The organism is Bacillus sp. PK6-026, assembly GCF_054161455.1.
Window position 1 is genome coordinate 930,071 of sequence record NZ_CP096418.1, and the last position, 17,430, is coordinate 947,500.

At 47.2% G+C, this 17,430-nt stretch carries 16 protein-coding genes, 2 rRNA genes and 1 pseudogene (1 of these 19 running past the window's edge); 15 read left to right on the forward strand and 4 right to left on the reverse strand.

Annotated elements, in window-relative coordinates:
- Positions 1–2: 2 nt before the first annotated feature.
- Positions 3–227 carry a hypothetical protein gene (locus M1D59_RS04625; protein ID WP_020450628.1) on the reverse strand — a complete coding sequence of 75 codons (225 nt, stop codon included), beginning with the start codon at positions 225–227 and terminating at the stop codon, positions 3–5.
- Positions 228–309: 82 nt separating this feature from the next.
- Here M1D59_RS04625 and fabL point away from each other — a divergent pair, with 82 nt between their 5' ends.
- The 10 genes and pseudogenes from fabL to M1D59_RS04675 all read left to right on the forward strand — a co-directional run bounded on the left by fabL (position 310) and on the right by M1D59_RS04675 (position 9,805).
- Positions 310–1,062, forward strand: coding sequence for an enoyl-[acyl-carrier-protein] reductase FabL (fabL, locus tag M1D59_RS04630; protein ID WP_023855994.1), 753 nt, complete (start codon positions 310–312; stop codon positions 1,060–1,062).
- An 83-nt stretch (positions 1,063–1,145) separates the two neighbouring features.
- A pseudogene (locus M1D59_RS04635) lies at positions 1,146–1,295 on the forward strand (gamma-type small acid-soluble spore protein); the annotation flags it as partial.
- Positions 1,296–1,470: 175 nt separating this feature from the next.
- The gene (locus tag M1D59_RS04640) at positions 1,471–1,716 is read left to right on the forward strand and encodes a YgaB family protein (RefSeq protein ID WP_003179940.1); all 246 of its coding nucleotides are present in this window, start codon (positions 1,471–1,473) and stop codon (positions 1,714–1,716) included.
- 163 nt (positions 1,717–1,879) lie between these two features.
- The gene (gene ntdP, locus M1D59_RS04645) at positions 1,880–2,410 is read left to right on the forward strand and encodes a nucleoside tri-diphosphate phosphatase (RefSeq protein ID WP_003179942.1); all 531 of its coding nucleotides are present in this window, start codon (positions 1,880–1,882) and stop codon (positions 2,408–2,410) included.
- A gap of 75 nt (positions 2,411–2,485) precedes the next feature.
- A complete protein-coding gene (locus M1D59_RS04650; protein ID WP_020450630.1) occupies positions 2,486–4,228 on the forward strand; it encodes an ABC transporter ATP-binding protein in 1,743 nt (580 codons plus the stop codon).
- A 130-nt stretch (positions 4,229–4,358) separates the two neighbouring features.
- Positions 4,359–5,339: an ABC transporter ATP-binding protein gene (locus M1D59_RS04655; RefSeq protein ID WP_023855992.1), complete on the forward strand. Its 981-nt coding sequence runs from the start codon at positions 4,359–4,361 to the stop codon at positions 5,337–5,339.
- Complete coding sequence (locus M1D59_RS04660; RefSeq protein ID WP_048350613.1) at positions 5,336–6,292, forward strand: ABC transporter ATP-binding protein; 957 nt, start codon at positions 5,336–5,338, stop codon at positions 6,290–6,292. Before M1D59_RS04655 ends, M1D59_RS04660 begins: the two co-directional genes overlap by 4 nt.
- The gene (locus tag M1D59_RS04665) at positions 6,289–7,887 is read left to right on the forward strand and encodes an ABC transporter substrate-binding protein (RefSeq protein WP_458117837.1); all 1,599 of its coding nucleotides are present in this window, start codon (positions 6,289–6,291) and stop codon (positions 7,885–7,887) included. Before M1D59_RS04660 ends, M1D59_RS04665 begins: the two co-directional genes overlap by 4 nt.
- 13 nt (positions 7,888–7,900) lie before the next feature.
- The gene (locus M1D59_RS04670; RefSeq protein ID WP_020450634.1) at positions 7,901–8,902 is read left to right on the forward strand and encodes an ABC transporter permease; all 1,002 of its coding nucleotides are present in this window, start codon (positions 7,901–7,903) and stop codon (positions 8,900–8,902) included.
- Between the two features lie 12 nt (positions 8,903–8,914).
- Complete coding sequence (locus M1D59_RS04675; RefSeq protein ID WP_020450635.1) at positions 8,915–9,805, forward strand: ABC transporter permease; 891 nt, start codon at positions 8,915–8,917, stop codon at positions 9,803–9,805.
- A gap of 30 nt (positions 9,806–9,835) precedes the next feature.
- Here M1D59_RS04675 and M1D59_RS04680 read toward each other — a convergent pair whose 3' ends face one another.
- Together M1D59_RS04680 and M1D59_RS04685 are read right to left on the reverse strand one after the other, a co-directional pair.
- Positions 9,836–10,906 carry an FUSC family protein gene (locus M1D59_RS04680; RefSeq protein WP_020450637.1) on the reverse strand — a complete coding sequence of 357 codons (1,071 nt, stop codon included), beginning with the start codon at positions 10,904–10,906 and terminating at the stop codon, positions 9,836–9,838.
- Between the two features lie 252 nt (positions 10,907–11,158).
- On the reverse strand, positions 11,159–12,457 hold the full coding sequence (locus M1D59_RS04685; protein WP_020450638.1) for a glutamate-1-semialdehyde 2,1-aminomutase: 1,299 nt from the start codon (positions 12,455–12,457) through the stop codon (positions 11,159–11,161).
- Positions 12,458–12,611: 154 nt separating this feature from the next.
- On the opposite strand from M1D59_RS04685, the gene bcp reads away from it, so the two are divergent.
- Both bcp and perR read left to right on the forward strand, forming a co-directional pair.
- Positions 12,612–13,085, forward strand: coding sequence for a thioredoxin-dependent thiol peroxidase (bcp, locus tag M1D59_RS04690; RefSeq protein ID WP_023855987.1), 474 nt, complete (start codon positions 12,612–12,614; stop codon positions 13,083–13,085).
- Positions 13,086–13,297: 212 nt separating this feature from the next.
- Complete coding sequence (gene perR, locus M1D59_RS04695) at positions 13,298–13,735, forward strand: peroxide-responsive transcriptional repressor PerR (RefSeq protein ID WP_003179961.1); 438 nt, start codon at positions 13,298–13,300, stop codon at positions 13,733–13,735.
- Positions 13,736–13,783: 48 nt separating this feature from the next.
- Here the strand turns inward: perR and M1D59_RS04700 are convergent, their stop codons facing one another.
- Positions 13,784–14,131, reverse strand: coding sequence for a YgzB family protein (locus M1D59_RS04700; RefSeq protein WP_020450640.1), 348 nt, complete (start codon positions 14,129–14,131; stop codon positions 13,784–13,786).
- A 219-nt stretch (positions 14,132–14,350) separates the two neighbouring features.
- On the opposite strand from M1D59_RS04700, the gene M1D59_RS04705 reads away from it, so the two are divergent.
- The 3 genes from M1D59_RS04705 to M1D59_RS04715 all read left to right on the forward strand — a co-directional run.
- Positions 14,351–15,235: a nucleotidyltransferase-like protein gene (locus M1D59_RS04705; protein WP_020450641.1), complete on the forward strand. Its 885-nt coding sequence runs from the start codon at positions 14,351–14,353 to the stop codon at positions 15,233–15,235.
- A 228-nt stretch (positions 15,236–15,463) separates the two neighbouring features.
- Positions 15,464–17,013: ribosomal RNA gene (locus M1D59_RS04710) — 16S ribosomal RNA — on the forward strand.
- A 233-nt stretch (positions 17,014–17,246) separates the two neighbouring features.
- Positions 17,247–17,430: ribosomal RNA gene (locus tag M1D59_RS04715) — 23S ribosomal RNA — on the forward strand (it continues 2,746 nt past the right edge of the window).
- The 16S and 23S rRNA genes sit together here, the layout of an rRNA operon.

The following is a 17,430-nucleotide window of genomic DNA, read 5'->3' on the forward strand; positions in this document are numbered from 1 at the left end:
CGTTAGTCGTACTGGATGGTGGTGCCGTGCGTATAATCGGCTTCCTGGCGGCGCAGTCCGCCTCTTGCTTGAATTTCTTTCACAACCTCCAGGTATTCGGCATGCCCTTCTTCATTAAGGAATGGCATGATTTGCTGGAAGGCGCGGTGAAAATAGAGAAGCTCCGCATCTTTCCACTCGTTTTTCGGCGTGTGGTCGAGCTCGCTCATATCGCGTCCTACGTACATAAGGCGAATGCCTCCTTTTTGATCGTGTTATGAGCTATTTTTTATCAGATTTTTAATCACTATACTAGGAGATGAATGACAAATGGAACAAAGAAAATGTGCCCTTATTACAGGAAGCAGCCGCGGCGTCGGCAAAGCAGCCGCCCTGAGGCTTGCCGAAAACGGCTACAATATCGTCATCAACTATGCAAGAAGCAAAAAAGCGGCCCTTGAGACGGCTGAAGAAATCGAAAAGCTCGGTGTCAAAGCATTGGTCGTCAAGGCGAATGTCGGGCAGCCGGCGAAAATAAAAGATATGTTTCAGCAAATCGAGGAAACCTTCGGCAGACTGGACGTGTTCGTCAACAATGCTGCATCCGGCGTATTACGCCCCGTCATGGAGCTTGAGGAAAGCCATTGGGACTGGACGATGAACATCAATGCGAAAGCTCTGCTATTCTGCGCGCAGGAAGCGGCAAAGCTGATGGAGAAAACGGGAGGCGGCCACATTGTGAGCATCAGTTCGCTCGGTTCGATCCGTTATTTGGAAAACTATACGACAGTCGGCGTTTCAAAAGCTGCGCTTGAATCATTGACAAGATATCTCGCTGTTGAGCTTGCGGCGAAAAACATCATCGTCAATGCGGTTTCCGGAGGCGCGATCGATACAGACGCCCTGAAGCACTTCCCGAACCGCGAAGAACTTTTGGAAGATGCCCGGCAAAATACGCCTGCCGGCCGCATGGTTGAGATTAGCGACATGGTCGATGCGGTGGAATTTTTAACGTCAGGGAAAGCGGATATGATCCGCGGACAGACGATCATTATTGACGGCGGCCGTTCACTGCTCGTGTAAATTTTTCGCGTTCAATGAATAGGATATCATCCTCCTGCACAATCTAATGGTCGTGGAGGTGATATACAATGGCTAACCAACAATCCAAAACAAACGCACAAAAAGTAAGACAACAAAACCAAGCTTCTGCACAAGGTGGTCAGTTCGGCACTGAATTTGCCAGCGAAACTGACGCGCAGCAAGTAAGACAAAATAACCAACAAGCTGAGCAAAAAAAACAGCAAAACAGCTAATCACTGAAACAGGAAAAAGCACTTCACCATCGGATGAGGTGCTTTTTTCTTTTCGTTTTTTTGATCCGACAAAACATCCGAATCTTAGCCACAATCAGTCAAAGGACATCCGGCATGTATAGAGAAATGTTAGTTAGGCAATAAATGGAGTAGAGCATAGAATGGAGGATCCCGAATGCCGGAATTTGAAAACTTGGTTCAGGGGCAGATGGAGATTATGGATAAGCTGCTGTATCTGCAAGCGGAGATTGAAAGATGCCAGAAAATTGAAAAAGAATTGGCTGCCCTTGAAAAGAAAGCCCAGCTTTTATCGATCCGGGAAGATATATCCCAGAAGCGGAAAGATCTTGCTCAAATTCAGGATTTATTCCAAAAGCAGACGGAGCAGGTGATTCAGGCTTATCAAAGAATCGAAGCATGAGCCTCTCTTTATCGTTTTTAGAAAAGAGCCATTCCTGTTCGGGAGTGGCTGTTTTATTTTCATTTTTTATTTTCAAACGTTATAATAAATAAAAGAACTGTCGGACAGGCGATGTGACACACTGACTTGTAAGGCTTTTGCAAAGAAAGTAGGGGAGAAAAACATGGGCTTTCCCAAGGAAGGAGAAACCATTCAAATTCATAGCTATAAGCACAATGGACAGATTCATCGGATTTGGAATGAAACAACGATTTTAAAAGCAACGGAATTGTGCATCATCGGCGCCAATGACCGGACAATGGTCACAGAATCTGACGGCCGGACATGGGTGACGCGAGAGCCCGCAATTTGTTATTTCCATGCAAAGCAGTGGTTTAACGTCATCGGCATGCTTCGCGAAGACGGGATTTATTACTATTGCAACATCAGCTCGCCGTTTGCTTTGGACGATGAAGCCATCAAATACATCGACTATGATTTAGACGTGAAAGTCTTTCCGGATATGACGTATCATATTCTTGATGAAGATGAGTACGCGGATCATAAAAAGGCGATGAATTATCCGAAGGAAATCGACGGCATTTTAAGGTACCACTTAAATACGTTGCTGCATTGGATACACCAAAGAAAAGGCCCGTTTGCATCTGAATTTATTGATATTTGGTATGAACGGTATTTGCATTATACAAAATAAACCTGAAAAACCTGTTGAGACCAACAGGTTTTTTGCGGTGTACTCACACATCAAGATATAGAGGGGGGAAGACGTGTGGGGGTAATCAGAAGGTACATGGAATTTGTGAAGCCGTATAAATGGAAAATCGTTTTGACGGTTTTAATCGGTATTATTAAATTTTCTATTCCGCTGGTCATCCCGCTTCTGCTGAAATACGTCGTTGACGACATCATCCAGGGGAGCGGAACCACTGAAGAAAAAACATCCACATTATTCATGGTAATGGCGGTTATGTTCGCCATTTTTTTGGTGCTTCGGCCGCCTGTCGAATACTATCGGCAATATTTCGCACAGTGGACGGCAAGCAAGGTGCTTTATGATATCAGGGACAAGCTGTTTGCACACATTCAAAAGCTGAGCCTCAGGTATTATGCAAACACCCGCGCAGGAGAAATCATTTCAAGGGTCATCAACGATGTCGAGCAGACAAAGGAATTTGTCATCATCGGGTTGATGAACGTATGGCTTGACGTGATGACGATTTTTATCGCCATCGCCATCATGCTGACGATGGATGTGAAGCTGACGCTTATTTCGATCGTGCTGTTTCCGCTTTACGGACTGTCTGTTAAATTCTTCTACGGCAGGCTCAGAAAGCTGACGAGAGAACGTTCCCAGGCGCTGGCCGAGGTGCAGGGCCACCTTCATGAAAGGGTTCAGGGGATGCCTGTCATCAGGAGTTTTGCGATCGAGGATTATGAACAGAAGCAATTTGATCACGAGAACGCGAATTTTCTCGGCAAAGCAATCCGCCATACGGCCTGGAATGCCAAAACGTTTGCCGTCGTCAATACGGTTACAGACCTCGCTCCGCTGATCATCATTACGGTTGCGGGTTACCATGTGATTCACGGGTCCCTTACTGTAGGAACGATGGTGGCGTTTTTCGGATATATTGAACGCCTCTACAACCCGCTGCGCCGCCTGATCAATTCATCGACAACATTGACGCAGTCGATCGCATCGATGGACAGGCTGTTTGAATTTATTGATGAACCGTATGAATTAAAAGATAAACCCAATGCTGTAAAAGCAGAGCGGTTAAAAGGAATTGTTGAATTCAAAAATGTTTCCTTCCAATACGAAAAGTCGGAAGAAATGATTCTGCAGAATCTTTCTTTGAAAGCGGAACGGGGCGAAACGGTCGCACTCGTCGGGATGAGCGGAGGCGGAAAATCAACGCTCGTCAGCCTCATTCCGAGATTCTACGATGTCTCAGCCGGAAGCCTGGAGATCGACGGCATCGATGTGCGCGATTACCAGGCGCAGAGCCTTAGAAACCAAATCGGCATGGTGCTTCAGGATACATTTTTATTCAGCGAATCGGTACGTGAAAACATATCGATCGGAAATCCCGAAGCTTCGATGGAAGATATCATTGAAGCGGCAAAAGCCGCGAATGCCCATGATTTTATTATGGAACTGCCGCAAGGCTATGATACAAAGGTCGGAGAAAGGGGCGTCAAGCTGTCCGGAGGCCAAAAACAGCGGATATCAATCGCCAGGGTGTTCCTGAAGAATCCGCCTCTCTTAATTTTGGATGAAGCGACATCAGCGCTTGACCTTGAAAGCGAGCACTATATTCAGGAAGCGATGGAAAAGCTCGCGAAAGACCGGACGACCTTTATCGTTGCCCACAGATTGTCGACGATTACCCACGCTGACAAAATCGTCGTCATCGAAAACGGACGTGTCGCGGAAGTCGGCACACATGACGAATTAATGAGCCGCGACGGCCACTATAAGCATTTATTTACCATTCAAAAATTAAACTAAAACCGCCAAAAGCCTGACTTTCGTTTGAAGCCGAACGATTGTCAGGCTTTTTCTTTCCATGCAAATTTCGTACATATTTCCTATCCCGTCTAAATACAATTTAAAAAATACAAGCTCCGGAGGTGTATAAGTGACAAAAGAAAAATTGCTTGAAGTATCGGATTTGTCGATTTCGTTTCACCAGAAAAAGTCTGAAACCCCGATTGTGCAAGGCATTTCTTTCGATCTCCATCCCGGAGAAATCATGGGAGTCGTCGGAGAGTCCGGCTGCGGCAAGAGCGTCACCTCTTTGGCTTTAATGGGGCTGAACGCAAACACCCGGACGACGGGCCGGATCAAGTTTCAAAACAAAGATCTTCTCATGCAGTCTGAAAAAGAATGGAGACAGATGCGCGGCAATGACATCGCAATGGTTTTTCAAGAGCCGATGACCTCCCTCAACCCCCTTTTCACAATTGGCGATCAATTAACAGAAGCACTCTCCAGCCATACCAATATTCATAAAAAAGAAGCAAGAAGAAAAGCCGTTCAAATGCTGGAAACCGTCGGCCTGCCGAGGGCGGACCAGCTGATGAAGCAGTATCCCCACGAACTGTCGGGAGGCATGAGGCAGCGGGTCATGATCGCAATGGCATTAATTTGCGAACCGAAGCTGCTGATCGCCGATGAACCGACAACAGCTCTCGACGTCACCATCCAGGCCCAGATTCTGTCCCTGCTGAAAAAGCTCAATGCCGAATTTAACACAGCCATTCTCCTCATTACCCACGACCTTGGCGTCGTTCACAATACATGTGAACGCGTGATGATCATGTATGCCGGCCGGATCGTTGAAGAGGGCGGTGTCACCGCTGTTTTTGACAGTCCGAAACACCCTTATACAAAAGGCTTGTTCGCCTCTATTCCGGCATTCACAGACAAATCCGAGCGGCTGTCTTCGATTGAGGGGCAGGTGCCGAAGCCGGGATCGATTAAAAAAGGCTGTATGTTTGCGCCGCGATGCCCCCATAAACATGAACGCTGCATTGAAGAAGCGCCTGGATTGAACAAGCTGAAGGATGATCATGCTGTAAGCTGCTTTCTCTATGAAGAGGAAGGTGTTTTCACATGAATCGCGAACTGCTGAGCGTTCAAGAGCTGAAAACGTATTACCGCGTGTCCCGTAAGAAAATCGTGAAAGCGGTAGATGATGTTACACTGTCAGTTGAAAAAGGCGAAATCTTAGGGGTTGTCGGGGAATCCGGCTGCGGAAAATCGACCTTAGGAAAATCGATATTGCGGCTGACCGAACCGACTTCGGGAAAGGTGACTTTTCTCGGGCAGGAGATGACAGGCCTTGATGCAAAAGATCTTCGCAATATGAGAAGGCATATACAAATGATTTTTCAAGACCCGTACGCTTCGTTAAATCCGCGCATGAAAATAAAGGATATTTTGGAAGAACCGCTGATCGTTCATCAACTCGGAAAGAAGGCGGAAAGGAGAGAGGTCGTGCGCTCGATGCTTGAAATTGTCGGCCTTGATGCTTCATACGGTGACCGGTACGCACACCAATTCAGCGGAGGTCAGAGGCAAAGGATCGGCATTGCAAAAGCGCTGATCACTAAGCCAAAACTAATCATTGCCGATGAACCTGTCTCCGCGCTTGATGTATCCGTTCAGGCGCAGATCTTAAATCTGCTGAATGATTTGCAGGAGGCATTCGATTTAACGTTTCTGTTTATTTCTCATGATCTCGCAGTCGTTCGCTATATCAGCGACAGGGTGGCCGTGATGTATTTCGGAAAGATCGTCGAGATGGCGGACGCCGAATCGTTATTTAGAGAGCCGAAACACCCGTATACAGAAACGCTGTTAGCGGCAGTACCGGTCATCGGCAAAGGCGAAGCGGTTCATACGGCACCGGATATTGCCGCGCCCCGCATGAGTGAAAAGGGCTGTCCTTTTTACAGCAGATGCATGAAGCGGGCAGCGGTTTGTCTGGAAGCGGAGCCGCCTCTTGAAGAGACTGCGGACGGGCATTATGTCGCATGCCATTTTACCAATAAGGAGGCAGTACGATGAAAAAGAAAAGCTGGCTGATCTGTTTGGGAATGATTCTGTCTGTTTCCGCTTTTTTAATGGGATGCTCCGGTAACGAAGGCGGAAAAAACGACGGAGGGACGAACGGGGGAAAAGATACGCTGATCATCGGCAGAGGCGGTGATTCAACATCGCTTGATCCGATCACAACGACAGAAGGCGAAGCGTTTAAAGTGACGATCAATATGTTTGAGACCTTGCTGAATTACGGAGAACAAGACACTACGCTGAAGGAAGGCCTCGCGGTCAAATGGGACGCTTCAGATGACGGTTTGACCTACACACTGGAGCTGAGGCAAGGCGTGAAATTCCATGACGGAACGGATTTTAATGCAGAAGCCGTCAAATACAATTTTGAGCGGTGGATGAACGGGGATGAAGAAAAATTTCCTTACTACGGCATGTTCGGAGGCTATAAGAAAGATGAGGGGCATGTCATCAAAGATATAAAAGTGCTCGACGACCATAAGATTCAGTTCATTTTAAAACGCCCGCAAGCGCCGTTTTTAAAGAACCTTGCCATGACTTCATTCGGGATTGCGAGTCCTGCCGCCATCGAAAAATACGGCGAAAAATTCAGGGAGCACCCCGTCGGCACGGGCCCTTACAAATTTGTCGAATGGAAGCCGAACGACCGGATCGTTCTTGAAAAAAATGAAGACTATTGGGATCAAGGTAAACCAAAATTGCAGAAGATCATTTTCAGAGCCATTCCTGAAAACTCAGCCCGCTTAAATGCGTTGAAGACGGGCGAAATCGACCTAATGGACGGCGTCAATCCGTCTGATATCGAAAGCATCAAAGCAGACGCCAATCTGAAAACATTTGAAAGGCCTTCAATGAACGTCGGGTATCTCGGAATGACGACGACAAGAAAACCATTTGACAATAAGCTGGTCCGCCAGGCGCTGAATCATGCTGTTGATAAACAGGCGATTATCGATTCCTTCTACGGAGGCCTCGCCGAATCTGCCAAAAACCCGCTCCCTCCTTCACTTGAAGGATACAACGATCAGATAAAGGAATATCCGTATGATTTAAAAAAGGCAAAAGAACTCTTAAAAGAAGCCGGATTCCCGGACGGGTTTAAAATGAAGCTTTGGGCAATGCCTGTTCCGCGGCCATATATGCCGGACGGTATGAAAATAGCCGAAGTGATTCAATCAAGCTTCGAAAAAATCGGCGTCAAAGCGGAAATCGTCACTTACGACTGGGCGACGTATTTGGATAAGGTGAGCAAAGGGGAAGCTGACGCGTTTTTGATGGGCTGGACCGGAGACAATGGAGATCCGGACAACTTCATTTATACCCTGCTTGATAAAGATAATATCGGCGGTAACAACTATACGTACTTCAGCAATGACGAGCTTCATAACATCTTAATCGAAGCGCAGTCAGACCCTGACCAAAAGAAGAGAAATAAACTGTATCAAGATGCGCAGGAGCTCCTCCATGAAGAATCGCCTTGGATTCCGCTTGTCCATTCCACGCCGATTTTGGCCGGTTCAAAAGATATCGAAGGATATGCTCCGCATCCGACAGGGAGTGAAGTATTGTCCGGCGTAGAGTTTAAATAGGTGGTGACAGCCATTGCTTGCGTACTGTTTAAAACGGACGGGGATGCTGATCCCCGTTCTCATTGGCATGACACTGGTCGTTTTTTCGATCATCCGCTTTATTCCCGGCAACCCCGCCCAGGTTATTCTCGGTCAGAGGGCGACAAAGGAAGCGGTGCAGCAGCTAACCATCCAGCTCGGCCTTGATCAGCCGTGGTATGTGCAATACGCCAGATATATCGGGGATTTGCTGAAAGGGGATCTCGGGACATCAATCCGCACGGGAGCGGCGATTACGCAAGAAATAAAGCCGTATTTGTTCGCCACTCTCGAGCTTGCTTTTTTCGCGATGCTGATCGCAGTGTTTGTCGGCGTGAATGCCGGAATCATCAGCGCGTGGTTTAAGAATTCGGTATTCGACTATATCGCGATGCTGGTTGCTTTAATTGGCGTGTCGATGCCGATTTTTTGGCTTGGTCTGATGGGCCAGTGGTTCTTTTCGATCGAGCTCGGCTGGCTGCCGACAACGGGAAGGGAGAATGTCAGAAATCCGGTCGAAGCCTTTACTTACATTCATACACTGGACACCCTTTTACACGGAAGATTTGATCAGTTTGCAGAAACCATCCGCCATTTAATTCTGCCGGGAACTGCTCTTGCCACCATTCCCGCTGCGATCATTGCGAGAATTACGAGAGCCAGCATGATAGAGGTGCTGCAGTCCGATTATATCCGCACGGCAAAAGCAAAAGGCGTGCATATGTTTTTCGTTATCTATAAGCACGGTTTAAAAAATGCGTTCATTCCGGTGTTGACCGTCATCGGCCTGCAAACCGGACTTTTACTGGGCGGCGCGATTTTAACGGAGACGATTTTTGCCTGGCCCGGCATCGGCCGGTACATTTATGATGCGATCAGCTACCGCGACTACCCGGTTATCCAATCGGGCATTCTCGTGATCGCCTTCATCTTCGTCATGATTAACTTCATTGTTGATCTGCTGTACGCTGTCATCGATCCGAGAATTAAATATTAGGAGGCGGGAAATGTGGTTGTGCTTCAAAATGAACAGCAGAGGGAGGACGTGAAGGTGCGTTCGCCTTTGGCGGAACATATTCGGCGGTTCTTTGAGCATAAACTGGCTGCCGCCGGCACGATTTTAGTCGCGCTGTTTATCCTGCTGGCCATCTTCGCGCCGCTCATCGCACCCTATGGAATAAACGACCAGTCACTGTCAGACAGGCTTGCCGCTCCGTCTGCTGAACACCTTTTTGGAACGGACGATTTTGGCAGGGATATTTTTTCAAGGGTGCTGTACGGCGCGAGGCTGTCTTTATGGGTCGGCTTTTTCTCCTGTCTGGCATCGGCCTTGGCGGGGACGCTGTTAGGGCTGATCGCCGGTTTTTACGGCAGATGGGCTGATGCGTTGATTTCGCGGCTGTTTGATATCATGCTCGCGTTTCCCAGCATTCTGCTGGCGATCGCCATTGTGGCGATTCTCGGGCCTTCCCTTGAAAATGCCCTGATTGCCATCGCCATCATCAACGTTCCGACGTTTGGCAGGCTCGTTCGTTCAAAAGTGCTCAGCATCAGGCAGGAGGAATATGTCTTATCTGCGCGTGCTGTCGGGATGTCCAATATGAGGATGATGTTTAAACACATTCTTCCCAACAGCATGGCCCCGGTTATCGTTCAAGCGACACTGAATATTGGAACGGCGATTATAGAAGCGGCCGCGCTCGGATTTTTAGGGTTGGGGGCGCAGGCGCCGAACCCGGAGTGGGGAAAAATGCTTGCAGATGCCCGGCCTTATTTGGCGCAGGCCCCGTGGACATTATTTTTTCCGGGATTTGCGATCATGCTGACCGTGCTCGGCTTTAATCTGATGGGAGACGGCCTGCGCGACACCCTTGATCCGAAAATGAAGGAAGGAAAATAAAAAAACCGGTTAACGTATTCGTTAACCGGTTTACTCTTCCTCAACTTCAAGCTCACTGTCTTTTTTGTGGTACGTCTGAAAGCTTGTGAGCAAGGTTTCCAAATGTTCAAGCTGTTCTCGGTATTCTACGGTGCTCGCCATAATGGTCAGCATATTGTAGTCCAACAGTTCTTCTTTCAATTTGTCCTGGTTTTTCAGGAATGATTCGGTCAAGTGCTGTTTGTACACGTCTCCTTCTTCGTGAAGGTCGACGTGATCCTGCGTTTTAATCCTGCCGACGAATCTCATTAAAATTCGCTCGTGCCAATGGAGAAGATAATCAAGCTCTTCGACCAGCGTTTCTTGAAATTCTTCAGGCATATGACAAAACTCGTTTTCAAGCCGGTGCAGTTTTTTCAAAGCATCAAGCGCGCGGTTTGATGCAATGATCGCCTGTCTGAACAGCACGAGCTTTCGCTGTTTTACATATGTGGAACGTTTTAAATAGCTTCTTTCTTCTTTGTAAAGCAAGTAAAGGTGATCAACCTTCATCATTTTTTCTTTCAGCTTTTCAATGTCTTCTTTCAGCATGGAGTGTTCCGTTGTCTTCCGCGTCAACAATCTGATCCATTTAATGACTTCATCTGTATTTTCAACAACATGGCTGACGAGCTTCGTTTCATATTTAGGCGGCAGAAAAATCAGGTTGACCAGGAACGCAGACAATACGCCCAAAATAACCGTTCCGGTTCTCACCAAGGCAAACCATAAAAAGTTGTCGCCGGAGCTCTCCAATATGGCAATAACGGTGACGAGAGCGATCGAAATTGTATTCTCGATCTTCAGCTTCAGGTTGATCGTAATGACGATTACCGCCGTCAATCCGATGATGATCGGACTGGGTTCAAAAATAAGTCCAAAAATAATGGCTGTGGCAGCTCCGATTATGTTCGCCTGCACTTGATCGACAATCGTCAAAAATGAACGATAGATCGAAGGCTGTATCGCGAAGATAGCCGCGATTCCCGCGAAGACAGGAGTCGGAAGGCCGAGCCAAGACGCGAGGTAAAGCGCAAGCGTAATGGCAATGCCTGTTTTGAAAATACGGGCACCAAGTTTCATTAGGCTGTACTTGCATCCCTTTCTATAATAAAATTCGTTCTTTACAGAAAATGAATTGTATTGAACATTCCCTCTCTGTTAATTTGCCAAACAATAAAGTAATATACAGCGATCTTCCGAAATATTCAACCCATTTTTAAGAAAAAACAAATCATTGACAAAAAAGAAAAACAAGCCGGCGGAAAGTGCCTGTTCACCGCGTTCTCAAAGTGCTCCGCATTTGATAAAAAAGAGAGCGGACCCGCTCTCTTTTTATATGCGTTGTTTCAATTGTTTAAATGAGTCATCCACGGCTTTAAGCGTCGCTTTAATGTCCTCTTCCGTGTGCGCGGTGGTGATAAACCATGCTTCATATTTTGAAGGCGCAAGATTGATTCCGCGCTCAAGCATCAGTTTGAAAAAGGCAGCGAACATTTCTCCGTCCGTATTTTCGGCTTGCTCATAGTTTTCGACTTTTTCGTTCGTGAAGTATACGGTGAGCGCGCCTTTTAGACGATTGACAGTGATATTGATGCCATGCGTCTCGGCATGTCCCAGGATACCTTCTTCAAGCATAGCGCCGAGGCGGTCAAGTTTTTCGTATGTGCCTTTTTCTTTCAGCACTTCAAGGCAGGCGATACCTGAGAGGATCGAAGCCGGATTCCCCGCCATCGTGCCCGCTTGATAAGCAGGTCCGAGCGGTGCGACTTGTTCCATAATCTCTTTTTTGCCTCCGTATGCGCCGATTGGCAGGCCGCCGCCGATGATTTTGCCAAGCGCCGTTAAATCAGGTTTGACGCCAAGCAGATCCTGGGCGCCGCCGTACATAAAGCGGAAAGCGGTGATAACTTCATCATAGATGACGAGCGCCCCTGCGTTATGCGTCAGTTCATTGACCTGTTCGAGGAATCCGCTCTTCGGTTCGACGATCCCGAAGTTTCCGACAATCGGTTCAACGAGAACTGCCGCAATATCGTTCCCCCATTTATCGAGCGCTTCCTTATAGCTGTCGATATCATTGAAAGGAACGGTAATCACCTCGTTTGCGATGCTTTTTGGAACCCCGGCTGAATCAGGCGTGCCGAGCGTTGACGGACCTGAACCGGCCGCCACCAGCACAAGATCGGAATGGCCGTGGTAGCAGCCGGCGAACTTGATGATTTTCGTCCTGCCTGTATAGGCCCGGGCGACGCGAATCGTCGTCATCACAGCTTCCGTTCCCGAATTGACGAATCTTACTTTATCCAAGGCAGGAATCGCTTCTTTAAGCATCTTGGCAAATGTCACTTCATGCTTTGTCGGCGTGCCGTAAAGCACCCCGTTCTCAGCAGCTGTTTGAATCGCTTTTGTGATATGCGGGTGAGCGTGACCCGTAATAATCGGTCCGTAGGCGGCAAGATAGTCTATGTATTTGTTGCCGTCCACATCCCAAAAATAAGCGCCGCTTCCCCTCTCCATCGCGACGGGAGAACCTCCGCCGACCGCTTTATAAGACCTAGAGGGGCTGTTGACGCCTCCGACTATATGTTGAAGAGCTTCTTCATGAAGCTTTTCAGATTGAGTATGCTGCATAATATCCTCCTCATTTCTGCACCTTTTATCTATTTCTATATTGTAACACGAGGCGGACAGAGCGCAAAAAGAAGCCGCCGAACATTTGAACAAGACGGCGCTGTTTTTTATAATGGGGGAAAGCAAGCGATTAAACATAACAGGAGGCAAAACAATGACTGTTGAAATTGGACAAAAGGTGCCTGATATTGAACTGCTGGGTGATCACGGAGAAAAAGTAAAGCTGTCGGATTTTGAAGGAAAGTATGTCGTGCTCTATTTTTACCCGAAAGATATGACGCCGGGATGCACAACGGAAGCGTGCGATTTCAGAGACCGACATGAAAGCTTTGCTGAACTTGATGCCGTCATCATCGGAGTTAGCCCTGACGACCAGACAAGACATGAAAAATTCAAGCAGAAACACGATCTGCCGTTTCTGCTGCTCGTCGATGATGAACACAAGCTCGCTGAAAGCTTTGACGTATGGAAGCTGAAGAAGAATTTCGGCAAGGAATACATGGGTGTTGAACGGTCGACATTCCTGATTGATAAAGAAGGCCGCCTTGTGAAAGAGTGGCGGAAAGTAAAGGTAAAAGACCATGTCGCAGAAGCGCTTCAAGCAGTAAAAGAAATCGCGGAAGCGTAAAGCTCTTGCGGGAGGCCGGACTGTATTTTAGTTTGGTCTCTTTTTACGCTCATATTCGTCTGTCTGACCGGACATGCTGATCATATCGGCCTTTTTCGCCTTAAAAATAGCTTTTTCACAGGGATTGGAATTGACAAAGATTCTGATCAGGAGTTACACTAATTATAAACGTTATAATGTAAGAATTTTTTTTAGAAGAGAGGTGCATGACGATGGCTGAACATAACCTGAAAGAAGCGTTGGAAGCGTTGAAGGAAACCGGGGTGCGAATTACTCCTCAACGTCATGCCATTCTGGAATTTCTCGTGAATTCTATGTCTCATCCAACTGCAGATGATATATATAAAGCTCTGGAAGGGAAATTTCCAAACATGAGCGTAGCAACGGTTTACAACAATTTGCGGGTTTTTAAGGAATCAGGGCTCGTTAAGGAATTAACGTACGGAGATTCCTCCAGCCGGTTTGACTTCGTGACATCCGAGCATTATCACGCAATTTGCGAACGCTGCGGGAAAATCGTCGACTTTCATTATCCCGGCCTCGACGAAGTGGAGCAGCTGGCTTCACATGTGACAGGATTCAAAGTCAGTCACCATAGACTGGAGATATACGGTTTATGTCAGGAATGCGACAAGAAAGAAAGCCATTAAAAAGAGCTGGCCGCTTTTTTAACGGTCAGCTTATTTTTGTTGCAGCATTTACTGAGACTTTCGATTATACGATTCGTTAAACTCTTTTCCTTCGAGGTTTTTATCCAGTGTCAGAGGCTCCCTGCAATGCATGCACATATCGACCCGGCCTAAAATCTTGGTCGGTTTTTCACAGTTTGGACAGACGACTTGAACCGCTTTCGTTGAAAGCATGCCGATCCAAAAATAAACCGCTGTGCTCAACAAGATAGACAATACCCCCAAGATCATAAACACCGACATCAAGAGGATCGAGGACCTAAAGAAGATCCCGACATACATAATAATGAAGCCTATAAATACAAGGCTTAACGCAAACGTTCTGATTTTGTTGATTTTGCTAGAGTATTTTGCCATATCCATCCCCCTGTCTCTAATATAGCATAGAAAAGATGTGTTATTCTTTAATTAAAACGAATCAATTGGAAAATTTCTATAGAGAGTTTTGGGGAAATTGATTATAATAATCCAATGTGTTTTCAAAATAAAGGAGTTTTTATTGGCTCGTAGAAATAGGTAGAAACAAAGAGAGAAGCTTTTAGAGCAACGCATTTACATCGTATTGGAGGAATGGTGATGGAAAATCTTCTCCGTCCGATTTACCAAGAAAGAGCAAGCCGCCCTGACACACTCGCTGTCATGCTGATTGAGAGGAGAAATCAAACCTCATCTGCGACAGATAATTTTGATGCGGCATTGTTGATTATCGTTAATAAGGCTGAAGACCCTGTATTCGTGAAGCATTATGAGTTCGACGGAAAAACGGCTTCTCTTCATATTATTTCTGTTGAACAGCTTCAGGAATGGATTTTGCTCGGAACAAATAGAAGAATCATAGACTGGGTCCTCAATGGAAAGGTGCTTTTCGACCGAAACGAATTTATCGCCAAGCTGATTGAGCAGCTCAATACATTTCCGTTTTCAGAAAGAAAACTAAAAATCGGACTTGAATATGGGAAATTAATCAGAAGATATATAGAAGGAAAATCGTTTTTTGAAGACGGTCAATTTTTGGACGCCTACAATTCCATCGTACACGCCCTCCATCATTTGGCCAGAATCGAAGTGATCGATAAGGGTTTTCACCCAGAAGTTACGGTATGGAACCAAGTCCGCCACATGGAGCCTCAGGTTTATAAATTGTATAAGGAATTAATTGAGAGCAATGAAAGCTTGCAAAAACGGCTGGAGTTATTATTCCTCGCAAGCGATTTTCTCATTCATTCAAAAGCCGAAATCGGGGCCGCACATATTCTCAATGTCATGGATGAAAAAGAGGTTTGGCAATTTGCCGATCTTCTCAAGCATCCGGATCTCAAGTATTTCACGGCAGACTTGGGAGTCATACTGGAGTTCTTGGCTGAAAAGGACTTAGTCGGAGTCAAGCCGATTGAGACAAAGGGCCAAAAGATTTTTCACCGAGGATATTTTATCAAAAAAAGTGTTGACACTAATTTATAACGGTGATATATTATTAAGCGTCGCTGTTAGCGGAGCGGTTTTTGAACTGAAAGCAGCAGCGACGAAAAAACAAAAAAACATTTGACACTCCTTGTTGAAAATGTTATACTAATAAAGTCGCTTCGGACAGGAGCGGAAATGATCTTTGAAAACTAAACAAGACAAAACGTACCTGTTAATTCATTTTTTATAAATCGCACAGCGATGTGCGTAGTCAGTCAAACTACTTTATCGGAGAGTTTGATCCTGGCTCAGGACGAACGCTGGCGGCGTGCCTAATACATGCAAGTCGAGCGGACAGATGGGAGCTTGCTCCCTGATGTTAGCGGCGGACGGGTGAGTAACACGTGGGTAACCTGCCTGTAAGACTGGGATAACTCCGGGAAACCGGGGCTAATACCGGATGCTTAATTGAACCGCATGGTTCAATTATAAAAGGTGGCTTTTAGCTACCACTTACAGATGGACCCGCGGCGCATTAGCTAGTTGGTGAGGTAACGGCTCACCAAGGCGACGATGCGTAGCCGACCTGAGAGGGTGATCGGCCACACTGGGACTGAGACACGGCCCAGACTCCTACGGGAGGCAGCAGTAGGGAATCTTCCGCAATGGACGAAAGTCTGACGGAGCAACGCCGCGTGAGTGATGAAGGTTTTCGGATCGTAAAACTCTGTTGTTAGGGAAGAACAAGTACCGTTCGAATAGGGCGGTACCTTGACGGTACCTAACCAGAAAGCCACGGCTAACTACGTGCCAGCAGCCGCGGTAATACGTAGGTGGCAAGCGTTGTCCGGAATTATTGGGCGTAAAGCGCGCGCAGGCGGTTTCTTAAGTCTGATGTGAAAGCCCCCGGCTCAACCGGGGAGGGTCATTGGAAACTGGGGAACTTGAGTGCAGAAGAGGAGAGTGGAATTCCACGTGTAGCGGTGAAATGCGTAGAGATGTGGAGGAACACCAGTGGCGAAGGCGACTCTCTGGTCTGTAACTGACGCTGAGGCGCGAAAGCGTGGGGAGCGAACAGGATTAGATACCCTGGTAGTCCACGCCGTAAACGATGAGTGCTAAGTGTTAGAGGGTTTCCGCCCTTTAGTGCTGTAGCAAACGCATTAAGCACTCCGCCTGGGGAGTACGGTCGCAAGACTGAAACTCAAAGGAATTGACGGGGGCCCGCACAAGCGGTGGAGCATGTGGTTTAATTCGAAGCAACGCGAAGAACCTTACCAGGTCTTGACATCCTCTGACAACCCTAGAGATAGGGCTTCCCCTTCGGGGGCAGAGTGACAGGTGGTGCATGGTTGTCGTCAGCTCGTGTCGTGAGATGTTGGGTTAAGTCCCGCAACGAGCGCAACCCTTGATCTTAGTTGCCAGCATTCAGTTGGGCACTCTAAGGTGACTGCCGGTGACAAACCGGAGGAAGGTGGGGATGACGTCAAATCATCATGCCCCTTATGACCTGGGCTACACACGTGCTACAATGGGCAGAACAAAGGGCAGCGAAGCCGCGAGGCTAAGCCAATCCCACAAATCTGTTCTCAGTTCGGATCGCAGTCTGCAACTCGACTGCGTGAAGCTGGAATCGCTAGTAATCGCGGATCAGCATGCCGCGGTGAATACGTTCCCGGGCCTTGTACACACCGCCCGTCACACCACGAGAGTTTGTAACACCCGAAGTCGGTGAGGTAACCTTTTGGAGCCAGCCGCCGAAGGTGGGACAGATGATTGGGGTGAAGTCGTAACAAGGTAGCCGTATCGGAAGGTGCGGCTGGATCACCTCCTTTCTAAGGATATTATACGGAATATAAGACCTTACGGTCTTATAGACAGTTGCGTTTAGATCTTGTTTAGTTTTGAAGGATCATTCCTTCAGACATAGGAGCACCTGCTAAATGTGCCACATCCTGTGGCAACGCATGTGTTAGCACCTCCTGTGCGTTGTTCTTTGAAAACTAGATAACAGTAGACATCACATTCAATTCGTAATGCAAGATATCACGTAGTGATTCTTTTTAACGGTTAAGTTAGAAAGGGCGCACGGTGGATGCCTTGGCACTAGGAGCCGATGAAGGACGGGACGAACACCGATATGCTTCGGGGAGCTGTAAGCAAGCTTTGATCCGGAGATTTCCGAATGGGGAAACCCACTGCTCGTAATGGAGCAGTATCCATATCTGAATTCATAGGATATGAGAAGGCAG